Source organism: Roseateles sp., assembly GCF_039929605.1.
Lineage (GTDB): Bacteria > Pseudomonadota > Gammaproteobacteria > Burkholderiales > Burkholderiaceae_C > Pelomonas.
The window spans coordinates 1-13,453 of the sequence record NZ_JBDSQX010000147.1 but is presented as its reverse complement, the minus strand read 5'-3'; the positions used below and the strand labels follow the sequence as shown (position 1 = coordinate 13,453).

General features: G+C 70.6%; 8 protein-coding genes. 1 reads left to right on the top strand and 7 read right to left on the bottom strand.

What is annotated here, in order from left to right; genetic code table 11:
* Positions 1-1,978: EAL domain-containing protein (locus tag ABIS05_RS20220; RefSeq protein ID WP_348011956.1), on the top strand; the 1,978-nt coding region annotated here is incomplete at its 5' end.
* Between the two features lie 8 nt (positions 1,979-1,986).
* Here the strand turns inward: ABIS05_RS20220 and ABIS05_RS20215 are convergent.
* The 7 genes from ABIS05_RS20215 to ABIS05_RS20185 form a co-directional block, all read right to left on the bottom strand.
* Positions 1,987-3,480 carry a glutamate--cysteine ligase gene (locus ABIS05_RS20215; RefSeq protein ID WP_348011955.1) on the bottom strand — a complete coding sequence of 498 codons (1,494 nt, stop codon included), beginning with the start codon at positions 3,478-3,480 and terminating at the stop codon, positions 1,987-1,989.
* Between the two features lie 46 nt (positions 3,481-3,526).
* Positions 3,527-5,188 (bottom strand): SulP family inorganic anion transporter, encoded by a 1,662-nt coding sequence (locus ABIS05_RS20210; RefSeq protein WP_348011954.1) that lies wholly within the window; start codon positions 5,186-5,188, stop codon positions 3,527-3,529.
* 4 nt (positions 5,189-5,192) lie between these two features.
* The gene (locus ABIS05_RS20205) at positions 5,193-6,185 is read right to left on the bottom strand and encodes a tripartite tricarboxylate transporter substrate binding protein (protein ID WP_348011953.1); all 993 of its coding nucleotides are present in this window, start codon (positions 6,183-6,185) and stop codon (positions 5,193-5,195) included.
* Entirely contained in the window at positions 6,182-8,236 is a 2,055-nt protein-coding gene (locus ABIS05_RS20200) for a GGDEF domain-containing protein (RefSeq protein WP_348011952.1), read from the bottom strand. Before ABIS05_RS20200 ends, ABIS05_RS20205 begins: the two co-directional genes overlap by 4 nt.
* Positions 8,233-10,353: a GGDEF domain-containing protein gene (locus tag ABIS05_RS20195; protein WP_348011951.1), complete on the bottom strand. Its 2,121-nt coding sequence runs from the start codon at positions 10,351-10,353 to the stop codon at positions 8,233-8,235. Before ABIS05_RS20195 ends, ABIS05_RS20200 begins: the two co-directional genes overlap by 4 nt.
* Positions 10,354-10,453: 100 nt before the next feature.
* A complete protein-coding gene (locus ABIS05_RS20190; protein ID WP_348011950.1) occupies positions 10,454-12,145 on the bottom strand; it encodes a dipeptide ABC transporter ATP-binding protein in 1,692 nt (563 codons plus the stop codon).
* Positions 12,146-12,205: 60 nt separating this feature from the next.
* Entirely contained in the window at positions 12,206-13,237 is a 1,032-nt protein-coding gene (locus ABIS05_RS20185) for an ABC transporter permease (protein ID WP_348011949.1), read from the bottom strand.
* Positions 13,238-13,453 lie beyond the last annotated feature (216 nt).

Sequence of the window (13,453 nt, the reverse complement as noted above, 5' to 3'; positions counted from 1 at the left end):
GCTGGCGCTGCGCCTGCCCTTCGCCGTGGGCTACGACACCGCCATCACGGGCTTGAGCTGGCTGGCCGCCGTGGCCGTGTCGGCCATCGCGCTGAGCGTGGCGGCCGGGGATCAGTTGACGGTGAAGCGCCTGACGCTGGGCGCCGTCAGCATGGGCGCGGGCATCTGCGGCATGCACTACACCGGCATGGCCGCCCTCATGCTGGCGCCCGGCATCCGCTGGGACTGGACCCTCGTCGCCGCCTCCGCCGCCGTGGCCACCGGCGCCGCTGCGGCCGCCCTGACGATCTTCTTCTGGCTGCGCCGCCTGAGCGCGGGCCAGGCGCGCTGGGGCCAGCTCGCGGCCGCCCTCGTCATGGGCGCCGCCGTGGCGGGCATGCACTACACCGGCATGGCCGCCGCCGGCATCGCCGAGGGCAGCGTCTGCCTGAGCGCCGACTCGCTGGGCGGCGACAACCTGACCACGCTGGTGGCCGGCGCCACCCTCGCGCTGCTGCTGCTGACGCTGTTCACCTCCATGCTCGACGGCCGGGTGCGCCGCCGCGCCAGCGTGCTCAAGCAGTCGCTGCACGAGGCCACCACCGAGCTGGCCGAGCAAGCCCTGCGCGACCCGCTCAGCGGCCTGGCCAACCGCCAGTTGCTGGACGACCGCATCAGCCACGCCATCGCCCGCAGCCGGCGCGACGGCTCGGGCGTGGCGCTGCTGATGCTGAACCTCGACGCCTTCAAGCCGGTCAACGATTCCTTCGGCCACGCCGTCGGCGACGCCGTGCTGCGCCAGGTGGCCAACCGGCTGCAGGCCCAGGCGCGCGGCCACGACACGCTGGCCCGCATCGGCGCCGACGAGTTCGTGCTGCTGATCGAAGGCGAGGCCGCTGAAGCGGTGCTCGCCCAGATCGCCCAGCGCCTGCTGGACTCGCTGGCCGTGCCCATGTCGGTGAACCTCGGGGCCCATGGACAGGTCAGCCAGATCAATCAGTTGCTACGGCTGTCAGCCTCCATCGGCATTGCGCTGCACAGCGGCCCGGACGTGCCCAGCCGCGCGCTGATCGCCCAGGCCGACTCGGCGGCGCAGTCCGTCAAGCGCGGCGGCGGCAACGGTTTCGCCTTCTTCGAGGCCCACATGCAGGACGGCGTGCGCGACCAGCTGGAGCTGGCACGCGACCTGCGCGCCGCGCTGGAAGACGGCGGCGCCGGCTTGAGCCTGCACTACCAGCCCAAGGTGGCCGGCGACACCACGCGCGTGCTCGGCGTCGAAGCCCTGGCACGCTGGCAACACCCGCGCCGCGGCAGCATCAGCCCCGGCACCTTCATCCCCGTGGCCGAGCGCTTCGGCATCATCATCGCGTTAGGCGACTGGGTCATCGACGAGGCCTGCCGCCAGATCGCCGAATGGCGCGACCAGGGCCTGCGGCTGCGTGTGGCGATCAACCTGTCCGTGCAACAGCTGCGTCAGCCCGAGGCCCTGCTGCAGCGGCTGCAGCAGGCCCTTGCACGCCACCACCTGGATGCTTCGCAGCTGAGCTGCGAGATCACCGAATCGGTCGCAATGGCAGATGCCGCCGCCACCGAGCGCGTGCTGCAGCGCCTGGGCGCATTGGGCGTGAGCCTGTCCATCGACGACTTCGGCACCGGCTATTCCAGCCTCGCCTATCTGCGCCGCCTGCCGGTGTCGCAGCTCAAGATCGACCGCAGCTTCATCCAGGACCTGGAGACCAGCGCCGACGCCCGCGCCATCGTCAAGGCCGTCATCGATCTGGCCCATGCATTGGGGCTGGAGGTGGTGGCCGAGGGCGTCGAGACGCTGGGCCAGGCCGAGGTGCTGCGCGCCAAGCGCTGCGACAAGCTGCAGGGCTTCTTCTTCGCGCGGCCCATGCCGGCTGCGGCGCTGACCGCCTGGGCCATGGGCCCGCAGGACCCGGAGGCGCGGATAGATTTCGGCGACTCGCTGTTCGCCGAAATCCCGACCGCCTCCTAGACCGCCTCCTAGACCGCCATGCGCTCCGGCGCCACGTAGAAGCGGCGGAACTCCTCGAAGTCCAGCGTGTCCGCCTTCTCGATGCGGGCCTGCTCGGCCAGCGAGTCGGCTGCCATCTTCTCGAAGCGCTGCTGCAGCGCCTCTGGGAAGGGCAGGGCCAGCAGGGCCGCACGGGTAGCGTCGCTCTGGCGGCGGATGAAGCCGACGTGGCTGTCGTCGAAATCCTGGTCCATCACCGCCAGCACGCGCGCCGACGGGCACAGCTCGGGCCGCTGCAGCCGCTCGGCCACGCGCTTGAGCGCGCTGCGGTAGGCATTGCCGCCGTGGGCTGCGTCCAGTGCCTCGGCGTGCGTGGCGCAGCCGGCCAGGATCTCGCCCGCCCAGTCCTGCAGGCTGCGCTCGCCGCCCTGCCAATGCGCCAGCTTCAACCCCGGCTCGCGGCCGCGCGCGGCCACGTGGTGCTGGTTGTGCGCGTTGGCAGCAATCTCGTCGGGCGTGTCACTCGGGCTCTCGCTGTGCAGGCAGTGCAGCAGGAAGGCGTCCAGCACGCGGATGGCATCAGCGCCGATGCCGAGGGGCTCGAAGGGGTCCAGGTCCATCAGCCGCACCTCGATGTACTCCACGCCGCGCTCGCGCAGCGCATGCAGCGGGCGTTCGCCGGAGCGGATCACGCGCTTGGCGCGGATGGTGCTGTAGAACTCGTTCTCGATCTGCAGCAGGTTGGTGGAGAGCTGGTTGTAGTCGCCGCCGGGCGTCTGCACGCCGATGGCTTCATAGGCCGGATAAGGCTGGCTCAGCGCGGCCTGCAGGGAGGCGGCGTAGCTCTCCAGGCAGTTGTAGGTGACGGCGATGCTGGACTGCGCGTCGCTCTGGTAGCCCAGCCGCCCCATGCGCAGCGAGGTGGCGTGCGGCAGGTAGAGGCTGTGGTCGGACAGGCGCTGCAGGCCATGCTCGCGGCCGGCCACGAAGCTGTCGCACAGCGCCGGGCTGGCGCCGAAGAGATAGAGCAGCAGCCAGCCCTCGCGGCGGAAGTTGCGGATGGCGCCGAAATAGCCGTCGGTCGACACGCCGGGCAGCGACCAGTTGTAGTGGATGTCCGAGATGGTCTGCATGCGCCGGCCGTAGCGCTGGCCCAGGCCCATGCGGTAGATGCTCTTGGCCCGGCCGACATTGCTGCTGCCGTAGCGGCCGAGAGGGATGGTTTCGTCGGTCGGCAGGCCGCAGGGCATGGAGCTGACCCACAGGCGCTCGTCGGCGAGGGCCCGGTAGGTGGCCTGATGGATCTCGGTGAGTTCGCGCAGGCAATCGTCCACGCCGGCATGCACGCCGGTGATGAGCTCGACCTGGGATTCGCTGAAATCGGTGGTGATGTGCGGGTGCGTCAGGGCCGAGCCGAGGGCGACGGGATGCGGCGTCAGCGCCAGGCCGCCGCCGGGCAGGGCGCGCAGGCTTTCCTTCTCGATGCCGCGGCGGATGCCGAGCAGAGTCTCTTTGTTGTTCATGGCGTCCTGGGACCGCTAACTGGGCCGAGACGGTAGCAGAAGCGGGCTACAGCTGTCCCGGCGCGTCGTGGTCAGCCTGGCTGGGTCGCAGGTCATGCTCACCGGCCTGGATGCCGTCGTGGTGGCTGAGGTAGAGCGACACGTCGTAGCGCTCCAGCCAGCCCACGGCCTTGAGGCGGTCCAGCACCGGGCCCTTGACCTCGGAGAACGCCAGCTTCAGCCCCTCGGCGGCGAGCGCCGCGTGCAGGTCCTGCAGCGCCGTCAGGCCGGACACGTCAATGTGATTGACCGGCGCCATCAGCAGCAGCACGCGCCGGGGCTCGCCGATGCTGGCGCGGTGCGCGTGCACATGAACCAGCACCACGTCCACCAGGCCGCGCGCGTTGGTGAACACCAGGCTCTCGTCGATGCGCAGGCCGACCACTTCGGGCTGGCATTCCACCGCGTAGCGCTCCAGGTTGCGGTAGTGCTGGGTGCCCGGCAGGCGGCCGATGCGGGCGACGTGGGGCCGGGCGGTGCGCTGGATCAGCAGCGCGATGGAGCCGACGACGCCGATGGCCAGCGCCGCGCCCACGCTCCACAACAGCACCGTGGCCGTGACCAGCGCCATCAACAGGCCCTCGGCCCGCGCATAGCGCCAGGCCTCGACATAGGGGCGCAGCGTGAAGCCGCCCAGCACCGCCACGATGATGACCGCTGCCAGCACGGGCTTGGGGCAATGCGCCAGCGGCCCGGCCAGCAGCAGCATCGCCAGGAACATGAAGCCGCAGACGAACACCAGCGTCCAGCGGCTTTGCGAGCCGGCCTCGTGCAGCAGGATGCTGCGCGAGAAGCTGCCCGCCACCGGCATGCCGCCGCTGAGCGACGCGACGAGGTTGGCCGCTGCCAGGCCGCGCAGCTCGGCCGCCGGCAGCAGCTTCTCGCCTCGGCGCTGCGCGAGCGATTCCGACACCGCGAGGCTGGACACGAAGGCCATCAGCGCGACCAAGGCTGCGGACGGCAGCAAGTGCAGCCACAGCGCCGCCTCCAGCCGGGGCAGGCCCAGCGGTATCGCCAGCGATGGCAGCGCGCCCACCTGGGCCACGCCGTCGGCCGCCGGCGTGAAGGCGGCCAGCGCCATCGCGCTGACGAGCAGCAGCAGCGGCGCCAGCCGCGCCAGCATGCGCCGACGGCTGCGGCGCGCCAGCCGCAGCAAGGCCAGCGCCACCACGCCCCAGGCCGCGCTGACCGGGCCGAAGCCGCCCTGCCCGGCCGACGCCATCAGATCGGGCAACGTGAAACCCACTGCCGCGCTGCCCAGCAGCACCGGCAACTGGCCGGCCGCGATCATCAAGGTGGCACCGGTCTCGAAGCCGCGCAGCGCCGGCACGGACAGCAAGCTGGACAGTGCATCCAGCCGCAGCAGCGCCGCCGCCGCCAGCAGCAGGCCCACCTCGGCGGCGAGCACCAGTGCCCCCTGCTCCGCCGACACATCAGCCGGCAATCCGCCCAGCGCCTGGGCAATCATCAGCGCCAGCACGGCCACCGGCCCCAGGCCCAGCACCGGGCTGGAGCCTAGGGCGGCGTAGGCCAGCAACGGCAGCAGGCTGGCGTACAGCCCCACCTGCGGCGGCAGGCCGGCCAGCATCGCGTAGGCCAGGCTCTGCGGGATCAGCAGCACGGCAACGATGGCGCCGGCGATGAGGTCGGCGCGCCAGGTGGCTTTCATGATTTCAACGGTCAACCTTCACGCCAGAGACTTGCACGACGCGCGCCCACTTAGCGGTCTCGGCGGCGATGAGCGCGGCGAACTCGGGGCCGCCGCTGCCGTGCACGAGCAGGCCGTGCGCCGTCATGCGCTCGCGCAGCGCCGGGCCGGCCAGCGCGTTGACGCAGTCGCGCTGCAGCCGCGCCAGCTGCTCGGCAGGCTGGCTGCTGGGCGTGAACAGGCCGATCCAGGCGCTGGCTTCGTAACCCTTCAGCGCCGGGCCGCCTGCCTCTTCCACGGTGGGCAGCTCCGGCAGGCCGGGGCTGCGCCGCGAGCTGGTCACGGCCAGGGCCAGCAGCTTGCCGGCACGGATCTGCGGCAGCGCCGAGGGCAACGAGTCGAACATCAGGTCCATGTTGCCGGCGACGACGTCCTGCTGCGCCGAGGCCGCGCTGCGGTAGGGAAAGTGCAGCAAGTAGGTCTGCGTCAGGCGCTTGAACAGCTCGCCGGCCAGGTGGGTCGGGTTGCCGTTGCCGCTGGAGGCGATGTGCAGGCGGCCCGGTTGGTGGGTGGCGGCGGACACGAGGTCGCCAAGCCGGCGCACACCCAGCGTCTGCGCCACGGCCGGGTTCATGACGAGCACCAGCGGCACCGTCGCGACGAGGCAGACGGGCGAGAAGTCCTTCACCGCGTCATAGGGCAGGCGGCGCGACAGCAGCGGATTGATGGCGTGGGTGCTCAGGCCGCCCATCAGCAACGTGTGGCCGTCGCTCGCGCTGGCGACTTCGGCCGTGCCGATGTTGCCGTCGGCGCCCGGGCGGTTGTCGATGAGCACGGGCTGGCCGAGGCTTTTCTGCAGCTCGGGCGCAAGCAGCCGCGACGCGATGTCGCTGGGCCCGCCGGCCGGGTAAGGCACGACGATGCGCAGCGGCTTGCTGGGCCAGGCCGGCTGGGCGGACGCGCCCGTGCTGGCCAGCCAGAGCAGCAAGGCGCGGCGTTGCAGGCAGGCGGCGCTCATTCCGGAGGACCCAGCAGCACATTCAGCCGCACCTGGCCGTGCAGGCAGGCGGAGTCGAAGTCCTGCAGGATGGCGGCCAGCGTGTCGGCGTCGGGCGCCTCGACGGCGGCGATGCCGACGCCCCGGTTGCGGCCCTCGGCCTTGGCCTTGTAGAGCACCATGTCAGCCCAGTTGACAGCCTGCTCCCAGTGCAGGCGCAGGCCGGCGCCAGGGCTGCCCGAACCGTCCGAACTACCGAGAGGAAAACTGGCGAAGCCGATGGACACCGTGATGCGCAGCGGGCCCTCGGGCGTGGCGATGGGCGCGCCGCCGATGCCGCTCAGCACGCGCGCGGCCATCTGCGCGAGGTCGCTGCTGGGCAGCTCGGGCGCGAAGACGAGGAACTCCTCGCCACCCCAACGCACGACGAGGTCGCTGTCGCGCACGGCGGCGCGGATGCGTCGGCTCACTTCGACGATGACGGCATCGCCGGCCGCGTGGCCGTGCTGATCGTTGACGTTCTTGAAGTGATCGATGTCGATCATCATCAACGCGCCACGAAAGCCCTCGGCGCCAGCCAGGCGGGAACGCGGCTCCATGACGGCGAGGAAGTGGCGGCGGTTGGACAGATCGGTCAGCGGGTCGCGCTCGCTCTGCGCACGCAGCAGGCTCTGGTTGGCCGTCAGCCGCCGCTGGGCGCGGCGCATGCGCAGCAGCGTGACGCCGATCAGCGCCGTCGACAGCAACAGCAGCGCCCCGACGGCGATGCCGACCTTCTGCGCCAGCCGGCCGTTCTCCAGCTGCTGGTCCTTCAACTGGCCGTCGCGGGACAGCAGGTCCAGGTCACGCTGGCGCGCCGCCGTGTCGTATTTGCGGCGCAGCTCCTCCAGCGCGGCGGAGCGGTTGCGCTCGTTGGCGCGCGCGTTCAGCTCACGTTCGCCGTGAAAGGCGGCCAGCGCTTCCTTGTACTGGCCGGCCTCGGCCCAGGTGTCGCCCAGCTCGCGCAGCTCACGGGCGCGCGGCACCAGGTCGGCCGGGTCGGCCCCGATCTCGGCCACCTTGGCGAGCTCCTGGCGGGCCGCGTCGAACTGGCGCAGCTTGATGTGGACGACCGCGAGGTTGTGGTGAACGTTGCGCTCCTGCTGGCGGTCCTGGAAGCGTTGCAGCACCGGCAGCGCGAGGTGGGCCGCGGCTTGGGCTTCACGGAGCTGGCCCAGGTACATGAAGGCGTCGACGAGGTTGGAGCGCAGCTGCGCCGCCAGATGCGGTGCGTCGGCCTGATCGGCCAACACCAGGCCGGCCTCCAGCGCAGCGCGCGCCGCGAGCACGTTCTTCGAACGGCTCTCCACCACCGCCTCGTAATTTCGCGCGCGCGCGCCGGCCACCGGGTCGCCCAGCGCCTCGGTCTGCGCGGCGCGGAGCTCGGCACGCGCCGCGTCGACCTGGTCCTGCTGCTGCAGAACGAGCGCGAGCTGCCCCTGGCTGAGGGCGATCAGATGCTTGTCGCCGCCCGCGCGGGCCAACGTTAGCGCGCGGCGGGCCCCCGCCTCCGCATCGACGAAGGCGCCCTGCCCGGCCTGCTCGCGCGACTGCAGGCGCAACGCCTCCCAGGTGGCGCGGAAGTCGCAGCCCAGCTCTCTCACGGCGCGGGCCTCGTCACCGGCGGGGCACCGCTTCTCCAGGCCAGACAGCGCGCGCGTGGCCAGCACGCCGGCCGGTTTGCCGGCGCGCTCCTGGATGAGGGCGCGCAGCAGCCAGCTGCGGTCGGCGCCGTCCGCCGTGGCCATCAGCTGCATAGCCACGGCATCGGCCGCCTCGGTGTGGCCGGCGGCCAGCAGCACACGGCCGCGCGCCAGCAGCCAGGCTTGTGCGCGCAGCGGTGAGTTGACGACCGGCTGGCGCCTGTCCAGCTCGGCCAGCATGGCGACCGGGTCGTCATAAGCCCGGCGGGTGATGTTGGCCAGCAGCGTGCGATCCGCAGCCAGGTCGTCAGGTGCAGCAGCGGGCGTGGCGGCGGGCGTGGCACCCGCCGTGGCGGCGAGCAGGGCCAGGATCAGCAGCATGGCCTTCATGCGCCGGCCGGCTGGGCGCCGTCGTGAGATGCGGAGGTGGCGACAGGGCCAGTGAGCGTCGTCAAGCCGACGAGGCCTTCGCTCCACGCGGCCTCCAGGCGCGCGGTGAGTTCGGCTGCGGCAACGGCGTCGCTGGCATGGATGCGCTCGACGCCATAGGCCTTGTTGCGGCCGTGGCCCTTGGCGAGGTACATGGCGGTGTCGACGAGGTCGATGGCGCGCTCCCAGGGCAGGCGCAGGCCGTGCGGCGGCACCGGCAGGCTGGCGAAGCCGATGGACGCGGTGACATGGATGCGGCGGCCTTCGTGCTCGAAGGGCTGGCCGCCGATGAGGTCGAGCAGGCGTTGGGCGAGCTGGGGCGCGAACAGGCCCTCGCGGGTGCGGGCGACGATGAGGAATTCCTCGCCGCCCCAGCGCACGACGAGATCGTCGTCACGCACGGCCTGCTGCAGGCGCCGCGCCATCTCGATGAGCACGGCGTCCCCAGCCGCGTGGCCGGCGCTGTCGTTGATGCGCTTGAAGTGATCGACGTCGATCAGGAAGAGGCTGGCCGCCAGGCCGTTCGGGCCGGCCAGGCCTTTGATGACGGCCTGGAAATGGCGGCGGTTGGCCAGGCCGGTCAGCGGGTCGGTCTCGCTCTGGCTCTTCAGCGAGGCATTGCTCTGCACCAGCGCCCGGTTGGTGCGGCGCACGCGGCGGAAGGCCTGCCACAGCAGGCCCAGCGACACCAGCACGCAGCCGCCCAGCGCCGCCCACAGCATGCCGGCCAAGTTGCGCTGATGGACCTGCTCGGCCTTGAGCGCGTTGTCGCGGTTGAGCAGCTCGATGTCGCGGGCGCGCTGCTCGGCGTCCTGCCGCTCCTGCGCCTCGATCAGCAGCTTGCGGGTTTCGTCGCGCAGCACGCGGTCGACGAGGCGGCGGTGATCGCGCCAGGAGGCCACGGCGCCGCCCAGGTCGCCGGCGCGCTCCAGGTAATCCGCCAGCTCCTTCCAGCCGTCGGAGGCATAGGCAATGGCACCCTGCGCCTCGTCCAGCATGACGGCGGCGCGCGCCTCGCGGCGGCCCTCGGCGATGCGGCCCAGCGCGATCTTGGCCAGGCCGATGTTGGAGCGGGCGACCGTCTCGGCGTTGAGGTTGCGCGTGGCCTGTGCCAGCGGCAGGGCCTGCTCGGCCAGCTCCAGCGCGCGCGCCGGGCGGCCCTGGCGCAGGTGGTAGTCGGCAAAGTTGGCCAGGCCCAGAGCGCGCACCGAGTCGGCACCGGCCGCCGCCGCCTGCTCCAGCGCGTCGGCGTTGGACTGCAGCGTGATGCTGGTGTCGCTGTCGTCCGCATGCACGATGCCGCGCGTCGCATACACCTGGTTCAGCGTCATCGGGTCGGGGTCCTTGAGCGCCTCGGCCAGCGCCTGGGCGGCGAGCTGGCGGGCGCGGGCCGGCGTGTCGGCGCGCAGCGTCGTGAAGGACAGGTCGGCCAGCGACATGGCCACGCGCCAAGGCTGGCCGATCTGCTGGGCCAGGCGCAGCGCCTTGTGGCCCTCGGTCAGCGCGGCGTCCAGTTCGCCGGCGTCGCCACTGATGGTGGCAAGCTGGCGTTGATAACGCCAGCGGTAGACGGGGCCGGCCGCCCCGAGCACTGCGGCGTCGATGGCCGTCAGCAGCTTGCGGGCCTCGCGCACATCGCCCTGCAGACGCAGGTATTCGGCACCGATGCTGGCCGCCGCGACACGGGCGTCGGCACGGCGCTCGCCAGCCGGCCAGTCGCGCAGCTGCTTGGCGAGTTGATCGCTCACCACACGGTCACGCGCCAGGGCCGCAATCAAGCCGCGCAGCGCAACGACGTTGACCCGGGCGGGACTGCCGGCAGGCAAGGCCTCGCTGATGCGGCGCAGCTCCTGCTCGTAGACGGCCGGCTTGCCGCGGGCGGCGCGCTCGATGCGGTCCAGGTCGCGCGACAGCGCGGTGTCGACGACCGCCGCCGAGGCAGCAGCAGCAGGCAGCGGCGCGGCGGCGCGATCACCTTCGGCGGGCGAACAGGCGGCCAGCAACAGCGCCGCCATGGCGACCAGCGCGGTGATCAGCGTCGATGTCAGTGTTGAGGAAAGGGCCTGGATTCGATGCATCGCGGCGGCGGAATGGGAACTTATGGCTCCGAACCGATCATTTCAGCGCGGTTCGGGCGCGGCACCGCTTCGCTGTGGAGCGGGCCGAGTCCGAGAGCGTTCACATTCCACGCGCCGCGCCCGGGCGGCCGGTGTAACCGCGTGGCACCGCGCCCAGCAGGCGGCGTGTGTAGTCCTGGCGCGGCGCGGCGATGAGCTCGGCCGTGGGCGCCTGCTCGACGACATCGCCGTTCTGCATCACCAGCACCTCGTCGGCAATGAACTTGACGACGGCCAGGTCGTGGCTGATGAAGATGTAGCTCAGGCCGAACTCGTCCTGCAGGTCCTTCAGCAGGTTGAGCACCTGGGCCTGCACGGAGACGTCCAGCGCCGAGACGGCCTCGTCCAACACCAGCACCTCGGGCTGCAGCGTCAGGCAGCGGGCGATGGCGATGCGCTGGCGCTGGCCGCCGCTGAACTCGTGCGGGTACTTGGCCATGGCGGATTCGTCCAGGCCCACCTTGATCAGCAGGGCGACGGCGCGCGCCTCGCGCTCGGCGGTGTTCTTGCCGATGCCATGGATCTCCATCGGCTCGCGCAGCGTCTGGCCGATGGTGAAGCGCGGGTTCAGCGAGGCATAGGGGTTCTGGAACACGACCTGGATGCGGCGGCGCATCTTCTGCAAGTCGGCACCGCTCATCTTCAGCAAGTCCTGACCCTCAAACAGCACCTGGCCGCCGGTGGGTTCGTGCAGGCGCAGCAGCGTCAGGCCCATCGTCGTCTTGCCGGAACCCGACTCGCCGACGACGCCGAGAGTGTGGCCCTTGCGCAGCTTGAAATTCACGCCCTTGACGGCCTTGAATTCGCGCTTGCCGAACAGGCCATCCTTGAGCCAGAAGCTCTTTTGCAAGCCGGTCACTTCCATGATGACGGGCGCGCTGTCGTCCTTGACCACGGCGTCGTTGCCGGCGCCGCGCCCGGCGATGTGATCGTCGATGACCATCAACCGCGCCGGGCTCTCGGTCAGCGACGGCCGGCAGGCCAGCAGGGCCTTGGTGTAGGCGTCCTGCGGCGCGTTGAAGATCTGCTCGACCGGTGCGTTCTCGCGCACCTGGCCGTGGCGCATGACGACGACCTGGTCCGAGATCTCGCCGACGACGCCGAGGTCGTGCGAGATGAAGAGCAGGCTCATCTGGTGGCTCTCCTTGAGCCGCGCCATCAGCTCCATGACCTGGCGCTGGATGGTCACGTCCAGCGCCGTCGTCGGCTCGTCGGCGATGAGGAGCTTGGGGCTGCAGGCCAGCGCCACGGCGATCATCACGCGCTGCTGCTGGCCGCCGGACAGCTCGTGCGGATAGGCCTTCAGCCGCCGCTTGGGCTCCGGGATGCCGACCTCGTTGAGCAGCTCCTCAGCGCGCGTCAGTGCCTGGCGGCGACTCATACCCATGTGCTTCATCAGCGGCTCGCAGATCTGCGAGGCGACGTTGAACACGGGGTTGAGCGAGCTCATCGGGTCCTGGAAGACGCAGGCGATCTCCTTGCCGCGAATGGCCTGCAGTTCGCGCAGGCCCGTCTGCAGCAGGTCACGCCCCTGGAACAGGATGCGGCCGCTGCGCTCGGCGTTGCTGGGCAGCAGGTTGAGCACGGACATCGCCGTGACGCTCTTGCCCGAGCCGGACTCGCCGACCAAGGCCACCGTGCTGTTCTCGGGCACGTCGAAGCTGATGCCCTTGACGGCCAACGTGCGCTGCATGGCGTCATCGACCTTGCCCATGCGGAAGGCGACTTTGAGGTCCTGAATACTGAGCAACATAAAGGCCTTAGTCAGTTGGGGTCAGAGCTACTCGCTGCGCTCGGGCGGTCTGACCCGCAATCATTCAAGACCTCTCAGCTTGGGATCCAACGCATCGCGCAGGGCATCGGTGAAGAGCGCAAACGCCGTGACGAACACCGCCATGAAGGCCGCGACGACGGTGAGCTGCCACCAGTAGCCGAGGATCAACTCGTTCTGCGCCTCGGCCAGCATCGTGCCCCAGCTCACCTGGTCCACGCCGACGCCCAGGCCGAGGTAGCTCAGGATGACTTCGCTCTTGATGAAACCGACGACATGCAGCGACAGCTGCACCAACGCCACGTGCGACACGTTGGGCAGGATGTGCTTGAACATGCGCGAGGCCTGCGAGGCACCGATGGCCTCGGCCGAGCGCACGTATTCGCGCACCCGGTGCTTCATGAACTCGGCGCGAATGAGGCGGTAGATGCCCGTCCAGCCGGTCAGCGCCAGGATGGCGACGACCGCGCCCATGCCGCGCGGGAAGATGGCCGCGAACGCGAAGATCAGCAGGATGCTCGGGATGGCGGTGAAGACGTTGTAGACCCACTCCAGCAGGTCGCCGAGCTTGCCGCCGAAGAAGCCCGACAGGGCGCCCAGCACCGTGCCGATCAGCGTGGCGACGACGGCCGCCGCCAGCCCGACGAAGATGGACACCTCGGCGCCCTTGATGACCTTGGCCAGCACGTCGCGGCCCAGGCGGTCGCCGCCCAGCGGCAGCGTCTCGGCCTTGGTGACTTCTTCGGTCTTGAAAGCCTTGGCGCGCTCGGCCCATTCGGCATAGCGCGGCGCCAGCGGGTCGATGTCGCTCAGGTCGACGTTGGGGCCCTTGGGTGCGGCGATGGTGCCGGTGTCTTCTTGCGGCTGCGGGCCGGTCAGCGTCGGTGGCGCATTGGGCACGCCGACCTCCTGCTGCCAGTTGGACGCAACCAGGTTGGTGGCCGCCAGCAGCACCAGCAGCAGGAAGGCGCCGACGATGCCCATGGACACGACGCCGACGCGGTCGGTCTTCAAGCGGCGCCAGGAAGCGGCCCAGACGCCGCCGGAGGAGTTGGATTGGGTGGCGGTGCTCATGGATGCCGTTCCTCGGCGGGGCTAAAGGGGGCATACCAAATACGTCCACCGTCTGGCTGTTGGGCTTGGCTGTTGGGTGCCTGGCTGTTTGGTTCCTCCCCTTCTAAACCGCCGAGAAGCGCAGAAGCCCGGGGCGCGAGCGCAGCGAGCCTCAAGCTCTGACTTCGCACCCCTTTGTTTGAACGCAGCGTAGCGAAGTGAGTTGGGTGCGGCCCC